Source organism: Serratia sp. BFP-2025 (genome assembly GCF_050880365.1).
Classification (GTDB): domain Bacteria; phylum Pseudomonadota; class Gammaproteobacteria; order Enterobacterales; family Enterobacteriaceae; genus Serratia; species Serratia surfactantfaciens.
In genome coordinates, this window is record NZ_JBPAFV010000002.1 from 381,235 (window position 1) to 400,238 (window position 19,004).

General features: G+C 60.3%; 18 protein-coding genes. 6 read left to right on the forward strand and 12 right to left on the reverse strand.

What is annotated here, in order from left to right; translation table 11 throughout:
- Positions 1 to 356 precede the first annotated feature (356 nt).
- The 3 genes from gltB (at position 357) to ACRAWE_RS17265 (ending at position 6,895) form a co-directional block, all read left to right on the forward strand.
- Positions 357 to 4,817, forward strand: a complete 4,461-nt coding sequence (gene gltB / locus ACRAWE_RS17255) for a glutamate synthase large subunit (RefSeq protein WP_019453123.1) — start codon at positions 357 to 359, stop codon at positions 4,815 to 4,817.
- 14 nt (positions 4,818 to 4,831) lie between these two features.
- Positions 4,832 to 6,250 carry a glutamate synthase small subunit gene (locus ACRAWE_RS17260; RefSeq protein WP_432525656.1) on the forward strand — a complete coding sequence of 473 codons (1,419 nt, stop codon included), beginning with the start codon at positions 4,832 to 4,834 and terminating at the stop codon, positions 6,248 to 6,250.
- A gap of 165 nt (positions 6,251 to 6,415) precedes the next feature.
- Positions 6,416 to 6,895: a hypothetical protein gene (locus ACRAWE_RS17265; RefSeq protein WP_019453125.1), complete on the forward strand. Its 480-nt coding sequence runs from the start codon at positions 6,416 to 6,418 to the stop codon at positions 6,893 to 6,895.
- 63 nt (positions 6,896 to 6,958) lie between these two features.
- Here the strand turns inward: ACRAWE_RS17265 and sspB are convergent, their stop codons facing one another.
- The 5 genes from sspB to zapE all read right to left on the reverse strand — a co-directional run bounded on the left by sspB (position 6,959) and on the right by zapE (position 10,670).
- Entirely contained in the window at positions 6,959 to 7,459 is a 501-nt protein-coding gene (sspB, locus tag ACRAWE_RS17270) for a ClpXP protease specificity-enhancing factor (protein ID WP_004937084.1), read from the reverse strand.
- Between the two features lie 5 nt (positions 7,460 to 7,464).
- Complete coding sequence (gene sspA, locus ACRAWE_RS17275; protein WP_004937082.1) at positions 7,465 to 8,106, reverse strand: stringent starvation protein SspA; 642 nt, start codon at positions 8,104 to 8,106, stop codon at positions 7,465 to 7,467.
- A gap of 325 nt (positions 8,107 to 8,431) precedes the next feature.
- On the reverse strand, positions 8,432 to 8,824 hold the full coding sequence (gene rpsI / locus ACRAWE_RS17280) for a 30S ribosomal protein S9 (RefSeq protein WP_004937080.1): 393 nt from the start codon (positions 8,822 to 8,824) through the stop codon (positions 8,432 to 8,434).
- A gap of 15 nt (positions 8,825 to 8,839) precedes the next feature.
- Complete coding sequence (rplM, locus tag ACRAWE_RS17285; RefSeq protein WP_004937079.1) at positions 8,840 to 9,268, reverse strand: 50S ribosomal protein L13; 429 nt, start codon at positions 9,266 to 9,268, stop codon at positions 8,840 to 8,842.
- Between the two features lie 274 nt (positions 9,269 to 9,542).
- Positions 9,543 to 10,670 carry a cell division protein ZapE gene (gene zapE / locus ACRAWE_RS17290; protein ID WP_432525658.1) on the reverse strand — a complete coding sequence of 376 codons (1,128 nt, stop codon included), beginning with the start codon at positions 10,668 to 10,670 and terminating at the stop codon, positions 9,543 to 9,545.
- 232 nt (positions 10,671 to 10,902) lie between these two features.
- Between zapE and zapG the strand changes: the two genes are divergently transcribed.
- The 3 genes from zapG to degS all read left to right on the forward strand — a co-directional run bounded on the left by zapG (position 10,903) and on the right by degS (position 14,003).
- Entirely contained in the window at positions 10,903 to 11,304 is a 402-nt protein-coding gene (zapG, locus tag ACRAWE_RS17295; protein WP_063918700.1) for a Z-ring associated protein ZapG, read from the forward strand.
- A gap of 181 nt (positions 11,305 to 11,485) precedes the next feature.
- A complete protein-coding gene (gene degQ / locus ACRAWE_RS17300; RefSeq protein ID WP_063918699.1) occupies positions 11,486 to 12,856 on the forward strand; it encodes a serine endoprotease DegQ in 1,371 nt (456 codons plus the stop codon).
- An 88-nt stretch (positions 12,857 to 12,944) separates the two neighbouring features.
- Complete coding sequence (gene degS / locus ACRAWE_RS17305; RefSeq protein WP_019453130.1) at positions 12,945 to 14,003, forward strand: outer membrane-stress sensor serine endopeptidase DegS; 1,059 nt, start codon at positions 12,945 to 12,947, stop codon at positions 14,001 to 14,003.
- Between the two features lie 70 nt (positions 14,004 to 14,073).
- Here the strand turns inward: degS and murA are convergent, their stop codons facing one another.
- The 7 genes from murA to mlaF all read right to left on the reverse strand — a co-directional run bounded on the left by murA (position 14,074) and on the right by mlaF (position 18,885).
- Positions 14,074 to 15,333, reverse strand: a complete 1,260-nt coding sequence (gene murA / locus ACRAWE_RS17310) for a UDP-N-acetylglucosamine 1-carboxyvinyltransferase (protein ID WP_063918698.1) — start codon at positions 15,331 to 15,333, stop codon at positions 14,074 to 14,076.
- A 55-nt stretch (positions 15,334 to 15,388) separates the two neighbouring features.
- Positions 15,389 to 15,643 (reverse strand): BolA family iron metabolism protein IbaG, encoded by a 255-nt coding sequence (gene ibaG, locus ACRAWE_RS17315; RefSeq protein ID WP_004937066.1) that lies wholly within the window; start codon positions 15,641 to 15,643, stop codon positions 15,389 to 15,391.
- Between the two features lie 140 nt (positions 15,644 to 15,783).
- Positions 15,784 to 16,086, reverse strand: coding sequence for a lipid asymmetry maintenance protein MlaB (gene mlaB / locus ACRAWE_RS17320; protein WP_074055004.1), 303 nt, complete (start codon positions 16,084 to 16,086; stop codon positions 15,784 to 15,786).
- On the reverse strand, positions 16,086 to 16,715 hold the full coding sequence (mlaC, locus tag ACRAWE_RS17325; RefSeq protein ID WP_019453133.1) for a phospholipid-binding protein MlaC: 630 nt from the start codon (positions 16,713 to 16,715) through the stop codon (positions 16,086 to 16,088). The genes mlaB and mlaC overlap by 1 nt, the downstream gene beginning before the upstream one ends.
- 14 nt (positions 16,716 to 16,729) lie before the next feature.
- Positions 16,730 to 17,278, reverse strand: a complete 549-nt coding sequence (gene mlaD / locus ACRAWE_RS17330) for an outer membrane lipid asymmetry maintenance protein MlaD (protein ID WP_025160119.1) — start codon at positions 17,276 to 17,278, stop codon at positions 16,730 to 16,732.
- A gap of 4 nt (positions 17,279 to 17,282) precedes the next feature.
- Positions 17,283 to 18,065: a lipid asymmetry maintenance ABC transporter permease subunit MlaE gene (gene mlaE, locus ACRAWE_RS17335; protein ID WP_004937059.1), complete on the reverse strand. Its 783-nt coding sequence runs from the start codon at positions 18,063 to 18,065 to the stop codon at positions 17,283 to 17,285.
- A gap of 4 nt (positions 18,066 to 18,069) precedes the next feature.
- Positions 18,070 to 18,885 (reverse strand): phospholipid ABC transporter ATP-binding protein MlaF, encoded by an 816-nt coding sequence (mlaF, locus tag ACRAWE_RS17340; protein WP_043129180.1) that lies wholly within the window; start codon positions 18,883 to 18,885, stop codon positions 18,070 to 18,072.
- Positions 18,886 to 19,004 lie beyond the last annotated feature (119 nt).

Below are 19,004 nucleotides of genomic sequence, written 5' to 3' on the forward strand. Positions count from 1 at the left end.
CCACGATAGTGCAAAAATGCATTAAAACACTTATTTTTCAAATAAATAAACATCATCAATTCGATAAGAATCTATCTTAAGCCCACATTTGACCTGCGAATTCTTTCTCGCTAAGTTGGAAGTCCGCTGGAAGCTTTCTGGACGGGCAAACGTCTCGTCATATTTATGCAGTAATTGAAGACTCCCTCTTAAAACAAGTCCTATACCACTTGTGAGACCGTCACGAGAGGCCATTGATGGAGGGCGGAAAAGCAGATTGGCGGGGTTAACTTGCTGATTGGACTTCTGCCTGAAATTGGGAAGCCCCCTCGCAGTAGGTTGTGAGAGTCACGCAGAGCCTGGGGAGGTTCACTGATATGTTGTACGATAAATCCCAAGAGAGGGACAACTGTGGTTTCGGCCTGATCGCCCACATAGAAGGCGAACCTAGCCACAAGGTGGTGCGCACCGCCATTCACGCGCTGGCCCGCATGCAGCACCGCGGCGCGATCCTGGCCGACGGCAAGACCGGCGACGGCTGCGGCCTGTTGCTGCAAAAACCCGATCGCTTCTTCCGCATGGTGGCGGAAGAGCGCGGTTGGCGCTTGGCCAAGAACTACGCCGTCGGCATGATGTTCCTCAGCCAGAATGAAGAGGAAGCGCGCCTCAGCCGCCGCATCGTGGAAGAAGAGCTGCAAAACGAAACGCTGTCGATCGTCGGCTGGCGTGAAGTGCCGACCAACCCGGACGTGCTGGGTGAAATCGCCCTCTCCTCCCTGCCGCGCATCGAGCAAATCTTCGTTAACGCCCCGGCCGGCTGGCGCCCGCGCGATATGGAACGCCGCCTGTTCGTGGCGCGCCGCCGCATCGAGAAACGCGTGCAGGACAACAGTTTCTACGTCTGCAGCTTCTCCAACCTGGTGACGATCTATAAAGGCCTCTGCATGCCTGCGGATCTGCCGCGCTTCTATCTCGATCTGGCGGACCTGCGCCTGGAATCGGCCATTTGCCTGTTCCACCAGCGTTTCTCCACCAACACCGTGCCGCGCTGGCCGCTGGCGCAGCCGTTCCGTTACCTGGCGCACAACGGCGAAATCAACACCATCACCGGCAACCGCCAATGGGCGCGCGCCCGTACCTATAAATTCCAAACGCCGCTGATCCCGGATCTGCAGGCCGCCGCGCCGTTCGTCAACGAAACCGGCTCCGACTCCAGCTCGCTGGACAACATGCTGGAGCTGCTGCTGGCGGGCGGGATGGATCTCATCCGCGCCATGCGCCTGCTGGTGCCACCGGCCTGGCAGAACAACCCGGACATGGACGGCGATCTGCGCGCCTTCTTCGACTTCAACTCGATGCACATGGAGCCGTGGGACGGCCCGGCCGGCATCGTGATGTCCGACGGCCGCTACGCCGCCTGTAACCTCGATCGCAACGGCCTGCGCCCGGCGCGCTACGTGATCACCAAAGACAAGCTGATCACCTGCGCCTCCGAAGTCGGCATCTGGGATTACCAGCCGGACGAAGTGGTAGAAAAAGGCCGCGTCGGCCCCGGCGAGCTGATGGTGATCGACACCCGCAGCGGCCGTATCCTGCACTCGGCGGAAACCGACAACGATCTGAAAAGCCGCCATCCGTATAAAGAGTGGATGGAGAAAAACGTCAAACGTCTGGTGCCGTTCGAAGATCTGCCGGACGATCAGGTTGGCAGCCGCGAGCTCGACGACGCACAGCTCGAGACCTACCAGAAACAGTTCGGCTACAGCAGCGAAGAGCTGGATCAGGTGATCCGCGTGCTGGGCGAGATCGGCCAGGAAGCCACCGGCTCGATGGGCGACGATACCCCGTTCGCCGTGCTCTCCAGCCGGCCGCGCATCGTTTACGACTATTTCCGCCAGCAGTTCGCGCAGGTCACCAACCCGCCTATCGATCCGCTGCGCGAAGCGCACGTCATGTCGCTGGCCACCAGCATCGGCCGTGAAATGAACGTGTTCTGCGAAGCCGAAGGCCAGGCGCACCGCCTGAGCTTCAAATCGCCGATCCTGCTGTACTCCGATTTCAAACAGCTCACCACGCTGGAAGGCGAATACTATCGCGCCGAGACCCTCGATCTGACCTTCGATCCGCAACAGCAGGATCTGGAGCAGACCATTCGCGCCCTGTGCGACGAAGCGGAACGCAAGGTGCGCGAAGGCGCGGTGCTGCTGGTGCTGTCCGACCGCGCCATCGCGCCCGGCCGCCTGCCGGTACCGGCCCCGATGGCAGTTGGCGCCGTACAAACCCGCCTGGTGGAGAAAAGCCTGCGCTGCGACGCCAACCTGATCGTTGAAACCGCCAGCGCCCGCGATCCGCACCACTTCGCCGTGCTGCTCGGCTTCGGCGCGACCGCCATCTACCCATATCTGGCCTATGAAACCCTGGCCAAGCTGGTGGACAGCCAGGCGATCGACAAGAAATACCGCGACGTGATGCTGAACTACCGCAACGGCATCAACAAGGGCCTGTACAAGATCATGTCCAAAATGGGCATCTCGACCATCGCCTCTTACCGCTGTTCCAAGCTGTTCGAAGCGGTCGGCCTGCACCGCGATCTGGCAGATCTGTGCTTCCAGGGCGTGGTCAGCCGCATCGGCGGCGCCAGCTTCAGCGACTTCCAGCAGGATCTGCAGAACCTTTCCAAGCGTGCCTGGCTGAAACGCAAACCGCTGGAGCAAGGCGGCCTGCTGAAGTTCGTGCACGGCGGCGAATACCACGCTTACAACCCGGACGTGGTGAACTCGTTGCAAAAAGCGGTGCACAGCGGCGAGTACAGCGACTATCAAGCCTACGCCAAGCTGGTGAACGAGCGGCCGGTCGCCATGCTGCGCGATCTGCTGGCCATCACGCCGAAAGGCGAACCGATCCCGGTCGATCAGGTTGAACCGGCGGAGTCGCTGTTCAAACGCTTCGACACCGCGGCGATGTCGATCGGCGCACTGAGCCCGGAAGCGCACGAGTCGCTGGCGATCGCCATGAACGGCCTCGGCGGTTTCTCCAACTCCGGCGAAGGCGGCGAAGATCCGGCGCGCTACCGCACCAACAAGGTGTCGCGCATCAAACAGGTGGCCTCCGGCCGCTTCGGCGTGACGCCGGCCTATCTGGTGAACGCCGATGTGATCCAGATTAAGGTGGCGCAGGGCGCCAAGCCGGGCGAAGGCGGCCAGCTGCCGGGCGACAAAGTCACCCCGTATATCGCCAGACTGCGTTACTCGGTGCCGGGCGTGACCCTGATCTCCCCGCCGCCGCACCACGATATCTACTCGATCGAAGATCTGGCGCAGCTGATCTTCGACCTGAAGCAGGTCAATCCGAAGGCGGTGATCTCGGTGAAACTGGTGTCCGAACCGGGCGTCGGCACCATCGCCACCGGCGTGGCGAAAGCCTATGCCGATCTCATCACCATCGCCGGTTACGACGGCGGCACCGGCGCCAGCCCGCTGTCCTCGGTGAAATACGCCGGCTGTCCGTGGGAATTGGGCCTGGTGGAAACCCAGCAGGCGCTGGTGGCCAACGGCCTGCGCCACAAGATCCGCCTGCAGGTGGACGGCGGCCTGAAAACCGGCGTGGACATCGTCAAAGCGGCGATCCTGGGCGCGGAAAGCTTCGGCTTCGGCACCGGGCCAATGGTGGCGCTGGGCTGCAAATACCTGCGCATCTGCCATCTCAACAACTGCGCGACCGGCGTCGCGACTCAGGACGACAAACTGCGTCGCGATCACTACCACGGCCTGCCGGAACGCGTGACGAATTACTTCCAGTTTATCGCGCGTGAAACCCGCGAGATCATGGCGCAGCTGGGCGTGAGCCAGCTGGTGGATCTGATCGGCCGCACCGAGTTCCTGACCGAACTGGACGGCATTTCCGCCAAGCAGAACAAGCTGGATCTGTCGCCGCTGCTGAAAACCGCCACGCCGCATCCGGGCAAAGCGGTGTACTGCACCGAAAGCAGCAACCCGGCGTTCGACAAGGGCCTGCTGAACAAAGAGCTGCTGGCGCAGGCGCAGCCGCACATCGAAGCGAAACAGGGCAAAACCTTCTACTTCGACATTCGCAACACTGACCGCTCCGTGGGCGCCATGCTGTCCGGCGCTATCGCCAACGCGCACGGCGATCAGGGCATGGCGGCCGATCCGATCAAGGCGCACTTCTCCGGCACCGCCGGGCAGAGCTTCGGCGTCTGGAACGCCGGCGGCGTCGAGCTGACCCTGACCGGCGACGCCAACGACTATGTCGGTAAAGGCATGGCCGGCGGCAGCATCGCGGTACGTCCGCCGATCGGCTCCGCCTTCCGCAGCCATGAAGCCAGCATCGTCGGCAACACCTGCCTGTACGGCGCCACCGGCGGCAAACTGTTCGCCGCCGGCCGCGCGGGCGAACGTTTCGCGGTGCGCAACTCCGGCGCCATCACCGTGGTGGAAGGCATCGGCGACAACGGCTGTGAATACATGACCGGCGGCATCGTCTGCGTGCTGGGTAAAACCGGCATCAACTTCGGTGCCGGCATGACCGGCGGCTTCGCCTACGTGCTGGACGAAGACGGCGAGTTCCGCAAGCGCGTGAACCCGGAGCTGGTGGAAGTGCTGGATGTCGATCAGCTGGCGATCCACGAGGAGCACCTGCGCGGCCTGATCACCGAACACGTGCAGGCGACCGGCTCTTCCCGCGCGGAAGAGATCCTGGCCAACTGGCCGGAGTGGGCGCCGAAGTTCGCCCTGGTCAAACCGAAGTCCAGCGATGTCAAAGCGCTGTTGGGTCACCGTAGCCGTTCCGCAGCCGAGCTGCGGGTGCAGGCGCAGTAAGAGGTAGGTCATTAATGAGCCAGAACGTTTATCAATTTATCGACCTGCAGCGTGTTGATCCGCCAAAGAAACCGCTGAAAATCCGCAAAATCGAGTTCGTCGAGATCTACGAACCGTTTTCGGAAACCCAGGCCAAGGCCCAGGCGGATCGCTGTCTGTCCTGCGGCAACCCGTATTGCGAGTGGAAGTGCCCGGTGCACAACTACATCCCGAACTGGCTGAAGCTGGCCAACGAAGGCCGCATCATGGAAGCGGCGGACCTGGCGCATCAGACCAACAGCCTGCCGGAAGTGTGCGGCCGCGTATGCCCGCAGGATCGCCTGTGCGAAGGCTCCTGCACCCTGAACGACGAGTTCGGCGCGGTCACCATCGGCAATATCGAGCGCTACATCAGCGATAAGGCCATCGAAATGGGCTGGAAGCCGGACATGTCGCACGTGCAGCCAACCGGCAAGCGCGTGGCGATCGTCGGCGCCGGCCCCGCCGGGCTGGCCTGCGCCGACGTGCTGACCCGCAACGGTGTCAAAGCGGTGGTGTATGATCGTCATCCGGAGATCGGCGGCCTGCTGACCTTCGGTATCCCGGCCTTCAAGCTGGAAAAGGACGTGATGATCAAACGCCGCGGCATCTTCAGCGAGATGGGCATCGAGTTCCAGTTGAATACCGAAGTGGGCAAAGACGTCAGCATGGAGACTTTGCTGAGCGAGTACGATGCGGTGTTCCTCGGCGTCGGTACCTATCAGTCAATGCGCGGCGGTCTGGAGAACGAGGAGGCGCAGGGTGTGTACGACGCGCTGCCGTTCCTCATCGCCAACACCAAGCAGCTGATGGGGTATGAAACCGAGCAGCACGAGCCTTATGTCAGCATGGAAGGCAAACGCGTGGTGGTGCTAGGCGGCGGCGATACCGCCATGGACTGCGTGCGCACCTCGGTGCGTCAGGGCGCGACGCAGGTCACCTGCGCCTACCGCCGCGACGAAGCCAACATGCCGGGCTCCAAGCGCGAAGTGAAGAACGCCCGGGAAGAAGGGGTGGACTTCCAGTTCAACCTGCAGCCGCTGAGCATCGAACTGAACAACGCCGGCCGCGTAGCCGGAGTGAAAATGGTGCGCACTCAGTTAGGCGCGCCGGATGTCAACGGCCGTCAGGCGGCGGAGCAGGTGCCGGGTTCCGAGCACGTGATCGACGCCGACGCGGTGGTGATGGCGTTCGGCTTCCGCCCGCACCGCATGGACTGGCTGGCGGCGCATGACGTGCAGCTCGACAAACAGGGCCGCATCCTGGCACCGGAAGGCAACGACAACGCGTTCCAGACCAGCAACCCGAAAATCTTCGCCGGTGGCGACGCGGTGCGCGGCTCCGACCTGGTGGTGACGGCGATCGCCGAAGGCCGCAAAGCGGCAGACGGCATCATGAACTACCTGGAAGTGTAAACCTCCCGTACCATCCGAGGCCCGGCACATTGACGGGCCTCTGTTTTTAGCCTGCCACGCTTTGTAACAACCTCCCCTCTCCTTACCGCCTCAACGCGCTATAGTATTGAGTTAGCACCATTGCGGGGCGCGGCTGCGCCTGACACCGAGATAAGGATAGCGAACATGAAATGCTCCATTTCCCTGTTGGCCGGCGCGCTGCTGGCCGCCAGTTTCAGCGCTTCAGCCATGGCGCCGGATTCGCAGGAGGTCGGTTACAATATCGAAGCGCGCGGCGCGCGGCCGGTCGTGGCGCAGTTGGGTAAGGCCGGGCAGTTCAGCGCCGTAGAAAACAGCATCCGGCTGGGGGACGACAACTGGATTGCCCTGGCGCCCAAGCTGGCCGGCGGCGGCAACGCCGGCTTTACCGCCGGTATCAAATCGGCCCTTTCCGCGGCCCTGATCTACAATCCGGCGGCGGTGTTGCAGGCGCTCAACCAAGGCAACGATCTGCCGCTTAATGACATCTGCACCGCGCCGCCGGAGGTGCAAGGCGACACCGCCATCACCAGTTTCCGCCAGCGCGCAACCCGCGCCCTGTCTACCGTGCGCGTCGGCGATCTCAGCGCGCCCCGCGATGCCTGCATTGCCGCCCTGAAAGGCTGACCCGCTTCTGCCGGGCAAAAAAAAAGCACCCCTTAGGGTGCTTTTTCGTTCGCTCTGGCGGGATTATTTCACCACGCGCAGCGCCGGGCGGCCACCGCGCGGCGGCTGCGGCGGCTCGTCATCCGGGCCGTTGTCTTCCGCAGTATCCGGGCGATCGCCGTCGATCACTGACATCAGCGTTTCCGAAGGGATCGTCTCATTGTCCAGACCTTCGAACACGCCTTCGCTCTCGTCGTAGGCGGCTTCCGGTTCGAACATCGTGCCGGCGCCGTTTTCACGCGCATAGATCGCCAGCACGGCGGCCATCGGCACCGAAACCTGACGCGGCACGCCGCCGAAGCGCGCGTTGAACTGCACGTCTTCGTTGCCCAACGCCAGGTTGCCTACCGCGCGCGGCGCGATATTCAGCACGATCTGGCCGTCACGCGCGAATTCCATCGGCACCTGAACATCAGGGCGAGTCACGTCGACCACCAGGTGCGGCGTCAGCTGGTTATCCAGCAGCCAGTCGTAGAACGCCCGCAGCAGATACGGGCGACGCGGCGTCATCTGAGACATGTCCATCGCGCTTAGCCCCGGGTTTGCAGGCGCATTTCACGCTCGGCTTCGGTCAGAGAAGCCAGGAAAGCGTCGCGTTCAAAGACGCGGGTCATGTAGCCTTTCAGCTCTTTGGAGCCGGCGCCGCTCAATTCGATGCCCAGCTGCGGCAGACGCCACAACAGCGGTGCCAGGTAGCAATCCACCAGGCTGAACTCTTCGCTCATGAAATACGGCGCCTGACCGAAGATCGGCGCGATCGCCAGCAGCTCTTCGCGCAGTTGGCGACGGGCGGACTCCGCTTCCTGACCGCTGCTTTTCTCGATCTTGTCCATCAGCGAGTACCAGTTCTTCTCGATGCGCAGCATCATCAGACGGCTCTCGCCACGGGCAACCGGGTAAACCGGCATCAGCGGCGGGTGCGGGAAACGCTCATCCAGGTATTCCATGATGATGCGGGATTCATACAGGGTCAGTTCGCGATCGACCAGCGTAGGCACCGTCTGGTAAGGGTTGAGGTCAATCAGATCTTGCGGCAGGTTATCCATTTCGACCTGCTCGATCTCGACGCTGACACCTTTCTCCGCCAGTACGATGCGTACTTGATGGCTAAAAATGTCGGTCGGGCCAGAGAACAGCGTCATTACCGAACGTTTGTTGGCAGCGACAGCCATGAAAACCTCCAAGTTATCTAGAAAATACTGCGAATAGCCAACTGACAGGCTGCTATCCTGAATAATCTTGCCGCAGGCCGGCAGCACGCAGCGCGACCCGAGCCCATGAAAAACCGGCCCAGGCGGTCAACTGCACGGCGAACAGGCGCAAAAGTGGGTGATAGTTTACCAGATTTTGCTTGTTTTGTGGGGACGGTGCGGCGAATTCATGTTGAATTGTCTGATATGCCACAGATTTTAGTCGGGGACGGCGGATTTCAGGCATAAAAAAACCCGGTGCAGCACCGGGTTTTTTGCGTAAATCGCACTGCCGAAGCAGCGAAAATTAACGCTTGGAGAACTGCGGACGACGACGTGCTTTACGCAGGCCGACTTTCTTACGTTCAACCTGACGAGCGTCACGGGTGACGAAGCCAGCTTTACGCAGTTCAGAACGCAGAGTCTCATCGTACTCCATCAGTGCACGGGTGATACCGTGACGGATAGCGCCAGCTTGACCGGAGATACCACCACCTTTAACGGTGATGTACAGGTCCAGTTTGCCAACCATGTCGACCAGCTCCAGCGGCTGACGAACTACCATGCGGGCAGTTTCGCGACCGAAGTACTGTTCCAGGCTGCGCTGGTTGATAACGATGTTACCGTTGCCCGGCTTGATGAAGACGCGAGCGGCGGAGCTTTTGCGGCGACCAGTGCCGTAGTATTGATTTTCAGCCATTGCCATTAATCCCGATTAAATGTCCAGAACTTGCGGTTGCTGTGCCGCGTGATTGTGCTCGGTGCCCGCGTAAACTTTCAGTTTACGGAACATAGCACGACCCAGCGGGCCCTTTGGCAGCATGCCTTTAACCGCGATTTCAATCACGCGCTCAGGACGGCGGGCAATCATCTCTTCAAAGGTCGCTTGCTTGATACCACCGATGTGGCCGGTGTGGTGGTAGTACACTTTGTCTGTACGCTTGTTGCCGGTTACAGCAACTTTGTCAGCGTTCAGAACGATGATGTAATCACCGGTATCCACGTGCGGGGTGTATTCCGCTTTATGCTTGCCGCGCAGGCGACGAGCCAGTTCAGTAGCGAGACGGCCTAAAGTTTTACCATCTGCATCAACAACGTACCAGTCGCGTTTTACGGTTTCTGGTTTAGCTGTAAAAGTTTTCATTAGAAAGCTTACCCAATAATTAGTTACACGTTGGTGAACACCCAAACGCTCGAAAACAGTTGAGGCTCACACGACCATACAAGTCCAGCAAACCTACCCCTTCGAATAGCCATTGCCGGCACTATAAAGTTTTTGGGAAAAAAAACTTTGTTGTAACGTGGGGTCGCAAGATTATAGAGAAGTCGCTCACAAAGATCGAACGGTTTTTGAATGGAAAATAAATTTATCGCCGGTGGCGGACAACCGGCGATACGGCGGCGACAAGCCTGCGGACTCAGGGCAGATGCGGCAGCTTGAGATACTCTTCGCTCTGCATTTCCTGCAGGCGCGACAGGCAGCGCTGGAATTCAAATTTCAGTTGCACCCCCTGATAGATCTCGAACATCGACGCTTCGGCACCGATCACCAGCTTGATGTGCCGCTCGTAGAATTCGTCCACCAACGCCAGGAAACGGCGCGCGGTATTCTCTTTCAGCGGCCCCATCACCTGCACATTATACAGGATCACGCTGTGATACAGCCGCGACAGCGCAATATAGTCCAGCTGGCTGCGCGCCTCTTCGCACAGCGTGTGGAAATCTACCGCCAGCACGCCGTCCACCGAACGGATCGCCTGCAGCGGCCGATGGTTAATCTGCAGCACCGGCGCCTCTTCCCCCGCCTTGCCCGCCAGCTTGACGAACATCCGATCCAGGGTCTCGCGCGTTTGCTCGCCCAGCGGCGTCAGATAGAGGTGCGCCTGGGTCAGGGTACGCAGGCGATAGTCGATGCCGGCGTCGACGTTCATCACGTCGCAGTATTCGTTGATGAGATCGATGGCCGGCAGAAAACGCGCCCGCTGCAGGCCGTTGCGGTACAGATCGTCCGGCGGGATGTTCGAGGTGGCCACCAGGGTGATGCCGCGCGCGAACAGCGCCTGCAGCAGCGTGGCCAGCAGCATGGCGTCGGTGATGTCGGACACGAAGAACTCGTCGAAGCACAGCACGTCGGTTTCGGCCTTGAAGCCGTCGGCGACGATTTCCAGCGGGTTTTCCTGCCCTTGCAGCTCGGTCAACTCTTCATGCACCCGCAGCATGAAGCGGTGGAAGTGCAGACGCATTTTGCGATCGCTCGGCAGGCTGTGGAAAAACATGTCCATCAGCCAGGTTTTGCCGCGCCCGACGCCGCCCCACATATACAGCCCCTGCACCGGACGCTGCGGCGCCGTTTCGCCGCCCTTGCCCAGCAAACGGCTGAGCTTGCCGCGCAGCCCGCCGGCAGGTGCGCTCATCGCCGGTTTTTGCAGCAGGGCCTGATAAATGCGATCCAGTTGAGTGACGGCCCGGCGTTGAACCTCATCGGCCTGATATTCCCCCGCATCCAGCGCCTGCTGGTAGCGAGATAACGGTGATAGTGCCTGCATCTGTTCGATGTTCCCTAAGAACGCTTAGAAATTATTTAGCCAACGTTGGCGGCAAGTTGATGCCGATTCGCACCGTTATCGCCACAAATGCCCGCTGCGGGCGCCGTTGAAAACCCCTGTAAACACTGGGTGGAAGCGCATCAGGATTCCACTCGGACAAGGTTAACGGTTATAGTGGATATTATTAAGTGAAAAATCCCTGCGGAACAACGAAGTCAAAATAGGAGTCATCATGACCTGGGAGTATGCGCTGATTGGTTTGGTCGTCGGTATCGTGATTGGTGCGGTGGCGATGCGTTTTGGCAACCGTAAATTGCGTCAACAACAAGTCTTGCAGAATGAGCTGGACAAGAGCAAAACCGAGCTGGAAGAGTACCGTCAGGAGCTGGTCGGCCACTTCGCCCGCAGCGCCGAGCTGCTGGACAACATGGCGCGTGATTATCGCCAGCTGTATCAGCATATGGCGAAAAGCTCCAACAACCTGCTGCCGGATCTGCCGATGCAGGAGAACCCGTTCCGCTATCGCCTGACCGAAGCGGAAGCGGACAACGATCAGGCGCCGGTGGAAATGCCGCGCGACTATTCGGAAGGCGCTTCCGGCCTGCTGCGCGGCCAAGGCGCGCGCCGCGACTAACATCTCGCCCTTCGCCCGCGGGGCCACCCGCGGGTTTATTTCTCCGTTTGCCTGATTGACCTTCCTTCGCATTACCTTTACTGAACTTTGCACGCAAATTCACGGTCTTACCCTTCACTATGACAAGGTGATTGCCTTATCATCAAATTTTCATCGGCAGGTATTGAGAGAGTTATCATCAATGAAGAAAAAATCGTTAATTCTTAGCGCATTGGCAATGAGCCTCGGCCTGGCGCTCAGCTCCGTACCGGCGGCTAACGCGGCCCTGCCCGTCGCCGTTCAGGGTCAGCCGCTGCCGAGCCTGGCGCCGATGCTGGAAAAAGTCTTGCCCGCCGTCGTGAGCGTGCATGTCGCAGGCACTCAGGTGCAGCGCCAACAGCTGCCGGAAGAGTTCAGACGCTTCTTCGGCCCCAATTTCCCCGGCCAACAGCAGAGCTCCCGCCCGTTTGAAGGGCTGGGTTCCGGCGTGATCATCGACGCCGCCAAAGGCTACGTGCTGACCAACAACCACGTCATCAACAACGCCGATAAAATCCGCGTGCAGTTGAACGACGGCCGTGAGCTGGACGCCAAGCTGGTCGGCCGCGATGAGCAATCCGACATCGCCCTGCTGCAGCTCAGCGACACCAAAAATCTGACCGCCATCAAGATGGCCGACTCCGATCAGCTGCGCGTCGGCGACTTCGCCGTGGCGGTCGGCAACCCGTTTGGCCTGGGCCAAACCGCCACCTCCGGCATTATCTCGGCGTTGGGCCGCACCGGCCTGAATCTGGAAGGGCTGGAAAACTTCATTCAGACCGACGCCTCGATCAACCGCGGCAACTCCGGCGGTGCGCTGGTTAACCTGAACGGCGAGCTGATCGGCATCAATACCGCCATCCTGGCGCCGAGCGGCGGCAACGTCGGCATCGGCTTCGCCATTCCGAGCAATATGGCGCAGAACCTGAGCCAGCAGCTGATCGAATTCGGCGAAGTGAAGCGCGGCCTCTTGGGCATCAAGGGCAGCGAAATGACCCCGGACATGGCCAAAGCCTTCAACACCGACGCGCAGCGCGGCGCCTTCGTCAGCGAAGTGCTGCCGAAATCCGCCGCCGCCAAGGCCGGCATCAAAGCCGGGGATATTCTGGTCTCCGTCGACGGCAAGCCGGTGAACAGCTTCGCCGAGCTGCGCGCCAAGGTCGGCACCACCGCGCCGGGCAAAACCCTCAAGGTAGGCCTGCTGCGCGACGGCAAAGCGCAGGAAGTCTCGGTCACGCTGGACAACAGCGAGAGCGCCTCGACCAACGCCGAAACGCTGTCGCCGGCGCTGCAGGGGGTTTCCCTCAGCAACGGCGCGCTGCCGAGCGGCGACAAGGGCGTGAAGGTGGAGAACGTGGATAAAGGCTCAACGGCGGCGCAGATCGGTCTGCAAAAAGGCGACGTGATCATCGGCGTCAACCGCCAGCGCGTGGACAGCATCACTGCGCTGCGTAAGGTGCTGGAAGCCAAGCCGCCGGTGATGGCGCTCAATATCGTGCGCGGTAACGAAACCATTTATCTGCTGCTGCGTTAATTTGTGCAAAAACCGGGCTCGGTGACATACTGCGCCCGGTTAACTCATGCTATCCTCCGAACATCGTTCACCACACCACGAAAACTCCATGTTTGCTAAGCTCTTGCGTTCTGTCGTTATCGGTCTCATCGTTGCCGGCCTGCTGTTGGCCGCCCTGCCCATGCTGCGCTCTTCCAACGGCCTGTTTGCAGAAAAAACCGAGAATACCAGCGACGAAACGCCGGTGAGCTACAACAAAGCGGTGCGCCGTGCTGCGCCCGCCGTGGTGAACATCTACAACCGCAACCTGAACGGCGCCGCCAACGTGCTGTCGCTCGGTTCCGGCGTGATCATGAACGAACGCGGCTATATCATCACCAACCGCCACGTGATCAAAGACGCACAGCAGATCACCGTGGTGTTGCAGGATGGCCGCCGCTACGAAGCGCTGCTGGTCGGCTCCGATGGCCTGACCGACCTGGCGGTGCTGAAGATCGATCCCGGCAATTTACCGGTGATCCCGACCAATAAAAATCGCGTTGCCCACGTCGGCGACGTGGTGCTGGCGATCGGCAATCCCTATAACCTGGGGCAGACCGTCACTCAGGGCATCCTCAGCGCCACCGGGCGCATCAGTATGAGCACCACCGGCCGGCAGACGTTTCTGCAGACCGACGCCTCGATCAACCGCGGCAACTCCGGCGGCGCGCTGGTCAACTCGCTGGGCGAGCTGATCGGCATCAACACCCTGACCTATGACAAAATCACCGACGGCGAAACGCCGGAGGGCCTCGGCTTCGCCATTCCGATCGAACTGGCCACCAAAATCATGGACAAGCTGATCCGCGACGGCCGCGTGATCCGTGGCTATTTCGGCATTCAGGGCAAAGAGATCATCCCGCTGCGCTCGTCCAATTCCGGCATCGATCGCCTGCAGGGCATCATCGTAACCGAGATTACGCCAAACGGTCCGGCGAGCAGCGCCGGTTTCCAGATCAACGACATCATCATCAACGTGGATAACAAACCGGCGGTGTCCGTGCTGGAAACCATGGATCAGGTGGCGGAGATCAGGCCGGGCACCGAGATACCGGTTATCGTGCTGCGCGACGGCAAGCGCATTACGTTGAAAATGACGGTGGGTGAATTCCCGGAAGACAGCAATTAAAAAAGGGCCGGCTTGATAGCCGGCCCTTTGATTTTCATCCTGCCGACGCAGCCGCGCCGGCGCTAATGCGTTATTCGCCTTTCACACGCTCGATGTTCGCACCCAGCGCGCGCAGCTTGTCTTCAATACGTTCATAGCCGCGATCGATGTGATAGATGCGATCGACAACGGTCACGCCGTCGGCGATGCAGCCGGCAATCACCAGGCTGGCGGAAGCGCGCAGGTCGGTCGCCATCACCTGAGCGCCGGACAGCTGTTCAACGCCATGACAGATCACGGTGTTGCTCTCGATTTCCGCGTGCGCGCCCATGCGGATCAATTCCGGCACGTGCATGAAGCGGTTTTCGAAGATGGTCTCGGTGATGACGCCGGTGCCTTCCGCCACCAGGTTCAGCAGGCTGAACTGGGCCTGCATGTCGGTCGGGAAGCCCGGGTGCGGCGCGGTGCGCACGGTGACCGCCTTCGGACGTTTGCCGTGCATGTCCAGGCTGATCCAGTCTTCGCCCACTTCGATATCGGCACCGGCTTCGCGCAGCTTGGCCAACACCGCATCCAGCGTGTCCGGACGGGTGTTGCGGCACATCACTTTACCGCCGGAAACTGCGGCGGCGATCAGGAAGGTACCGGTCTCGATGCGGTCAGGCAGCACGCGATACACGCCGCCGCCCAGACGCTCGACGCCCTCGATGGTGATCTTGTCGCTGCCGGCGCCGCTGATCTTCGCGCCCAGCGTGTTGAGGAAGTTGGCGGTATCGACAATTTCCGGCTCACGCGCGGCGTTCTCGATAACGGTGGTGCCGGTCGCCAGGGTCGCAGCGCTCATGATGGTCACAGTCGCGCCCACGCTCACCTTGTCCATAACGATGTGCGCGCCTTTCAGGCGGCCATCGACGGACGCCTTGACGTAACCTTCTTCCAGCTTGATCTCGGCGCCCAGCTGCTCCAGGCCGGTGATGTGCAGATCGACCGGACGCGCGCCGATGGCGCAGCCGCCCGGCAGAGAAACCTGACCGCGGCCGAAGCGCGCCACCAGCGGCCCCAACGCCCAGATGGAAGCGCGCATGGTTTTCACCAGATCGTAAGGGGCGCAGAACTCGTTCACGCCGCTGGCGTCCACAAAGACTGAACCGTTGCGCTCAATCTTGGTACCCAATTGGTTGAGTAGTTTAATGGTGGTGTCGATGTCCTTCAGTTTAGGGACATTCTGCAGCTCGACCGGCTCTTCCGCCAACAGGGCGGCGAACAGGATCGGCAGGGCGGCGTTTTTGGCCCCGGAAATAGACACTTCACCGCTCAGGCGAGTCCGACCCTGCACACGAAATTTATCCATCTGACTACTCTCTGTTATCTAATCTGAAGCTGCCCGCCCGGCAGGGCAAACAGCCTTAAAATCCGTTGAGTTTGCGGTCTCGCTGCCACTCTTCAGGGGTGTACGCCTTGATAGACAAGGCATGAATGCGGTTGTCCGCAATGTATTCCATCAGCGGCGCGTAAACCGTCTGCTGTTTTTTGACGCGGCTCATGCCGGCGAACAGTTCGCCGACCACGATCGCCTGAAAGTGGCTGCCGTCGCCCGTCACATGTACTTCATCCAGTGCCAATGCCTGCATCAGCACGTCTTTAATCTCGTTGGTTTCCATAGTATCCAGTTCTGCCGCTAAAGGATCATAAACAGCCTAGTATCTTAGTGGAATACGATGTTTTCTTAAACTAAAGAAAAAGCCCCTGCGTAACAGGGGCTTTGTATCGCTTTACCACGTAAAGGCGGCGTAAAGCGCCGCTAACCGGCGGTATCGACAGGCATTATCGCCTGCAGGTTGTAGAGCGCGATCAGCGTTTTCAAGCGCTCGGTAGCGCCGAAAATTTTTAGCGCGACGCCGCGTTGGCGCTGCTCTTCCTGCAGATGCAGCAACAGCGCCAGCCCGGAGGAGTCCACACGCTGCAGTTGCGCCACGTCTATCGCGGTTTTATCCGCCATCAACGCGTCGCGCTGCCGCCACAACGGCTGCAGCGTTTCCCGGTCCAGTTCACCGCGCAGGATCAGCGTCTGCTGCTGTGATTCGAAGCTGAGCGCTGCCGACATCAGTTTTTCTTGTCCAGCGTGATAGGCTGCGCGGCGGCGGCCTGCAGCTGTTTGGTCAGGCCGTCGATGCCCTGGGTACGCAGCGTAGACGCCCACTCGTTCTGCTTGGTGGTGATCATGCTGACGCCTTCGGCGATCATGTCATATGCCTGCCAGTAGCCGGTTTTGCTGTTCTTGCGCCATTGGAAGTCCAGACGCACCGGCGGGCGGCCGCCGTTGTCGATGATGGTGACGCGAATGGCCACGATATCGGCGTTGCCCAGCGGCTGTTCAGGCGCGATCTGGTAAGTCTGGCCGTGGTACATCGCCAGCGCCTGGCCGTAAGCCTGCTCCAGGTAAGACTGGAAGGCGGTGAAATAAGCTTCGCGCTGCGCAGGCGTCGCGTCTTTGTAGTAACGGCCCAGCACCAGCGCGCCGGCATATTTCACCTGCACGAACGGCATCAGTTCCTGATGCACGATGGCGCGCAGATAATTCGGGTCCTGCTTGATCTTCGGCTGTTCGTTCTTCAAACGGCTGAAGGTCTTCTGCGCCGCTTCTTGCATCATGCTGTAAGGATTGGTTTGGTCGGCTGCGCTCGCCAGCGGCGCAACCACCAGCAGGGCCACCATCAGTAAACGTTTAAACATGCAGGTATCCTCTCTTAATGATTTGGAACAGCGGGTTGCGGTGCAGCGCCGGCAGCCGGCTCAGCGGCCGCGTCTCCCGATTTGGCGCTGTCCTGACCGCCGCTTTTATACAGGAACTGGCCGATCAGATCTTCCAGAACCATGGCTGACTTGGTGTCCTGAATGGTGCCGCCGTCTTTCAGAATGGCGGTGCCCATTTCAGGATCTTCGAAGCCCACGTTAAGCGCCAGATATTGTTCGCCCAGCAGGCCGGAGGTGCGGATCGCCAGCGAGCTGGTATCCGGGATTTGGTCGTACTTTTTCTGGATATCCATCGCCACGCGCGGCGTGTAGGTTTTCGGATCGAGTTCGATGTCCGCCACGCGGCCGATCACTACGCCGCCGATCTTCACCGGCGAACGCGGCTTCAGGCCGCCGATGTTGTCGAACGTCGCGTAAACGCGGTAGGTCGGCTCGCTGCCGATCGATTTAAGGTTCGCCACCTGCAGGCAGATAAACACGATGGCGCACAGTGCGATCAGCATAAATGCCCCAACCCAGATTTCACTCTTCTTCGTTTGCATCGAATCAATTCCCAAACATCAGTGCTGTCAGCACGAAATCCAATCCCAACACCGCCAGTGACGAATGCACCACGGTCCGCGTCGTCGCCCGGCTAATCCCTTCAGAGGTAGGCACGGCGTCGTACCCGTTGAAAATGGCAATCCAGGTTACGGTAATGGCGAACACCACGCTTTTGATCAGACAGTTGAGCAGATCTTTTTTCCACTCTACGGCGCCCTGCATCGCCGACCAGAAGAAGCCGCTGTCGATGCCCTTCCAATCCACGCCGACCACCGAGCCGCCCCAAATGCCGATCGCCACGAAGATGATGGTCAACAGCGGCATGCTGATAAGCCCGGCCCAGAAGCGCGGCGCCACGATGCGCCGCAGCGGATCGACCGCCATCATTTCCAGGCTGGAGATCTGTTCCGTCGCCTTCATCAGGCCGATTTCCGCCGTGAGCGCGGAACCGGCGCGGCCGGCGAACAGCAGCGCCGTCACCACCGGCCCCAGCTCGCGCAGCAGCGACAGCGCCACCATCATGCCGAGGCTGGCTTCAGCGCTGTAGGTGGTGAGCACGATGTACCCCTGCAGACCCAGCACCATGCCGATGAACAGCCCGGAAACCATGATGATCAACAGCGACTGCACGCCGACGCTATAGAGCTGCTTCAGCAACAACGGCCACTGCTTGCCGGGTTCCGGCCGGCCAATCAATGCGTTGAACAGCATCAGCCCGGCGCGGCCGAAGCTGGCGCTGGTGTTGATGCCACTGCGCCCCAACGACGCTAACGCTCTTAATAACATGAGCTTATTTACTCCCTAAGCCTAGCAGTTCAGTCTGATAGTCCCCGGCCGGATAGCGGAACGGCACCGGCCCATCCGCTATACCATCCAGGAACTGGCGCACGCGCGCATCAGGATTGTTCTGCAATTGCTGCGTGGTGCCTTCGGCGATCACCCGGTGATCGGCCACGATGTAGGCGTAGTCGGCGATGCTCAGCACCTCCGGTACGTCGTGCGACACCACGATGCAGGTAATGCCCAACGCATGGTTCAGCTCGTCAATCAGCTTGACCAGCACCCCCATGGTGATCGGATCCTGGCCGACGAAGGGCTCGTCGAACATGATCATTTCAGGGTCCAGCGCGATCGCCCGCGCCAACGCCGCCCGGCGCGCCATGCCGCCGGAGAGTTCATTGGGCATCAGTTGGGCCGCGCCGCGCAGCCCCACCGCTTCCAGCTTCATCAGCACCGTGCTGCGCAGCAGGGGTTCAGGCAGGTTGCTGTGTTCACGCAGCGGGTAGGCCACGTTTTCGAATACGGTCAAATCGGTGAACAGCGCGCCCGACTGGAACAGCATGCTCATCTTTTTGCGCGCGTCGTATAACTGACGGCGGGACAACGCGGGAATGTTGTCGCCGTCAAACCAAATCTCCCCGCTGTCCGGCGTCAGTTGACCGCCGATCAGACGCAGCAGCGTGGTTTTGCCGATGCCCGATGGCCCCATGATCGCCGTGACCTTACCGCGAGGCACCGTCAGGTTGATGTCTTCAAATATCCGTCGGTCGCCGCGCGAGAAGCTCATGTCGCGCACTTCGACCAAATTATCTGCCTTTTGGAGCATGTTAATGGACCCTTTACGACTCATCTTTTGCTGAATCTACCCGTGATGTTAAAGCAATGGGCGCAATCCGTCTCATCTTTACAAAAACTTACTGCCATTTCGCAACCAATGGTGCCATT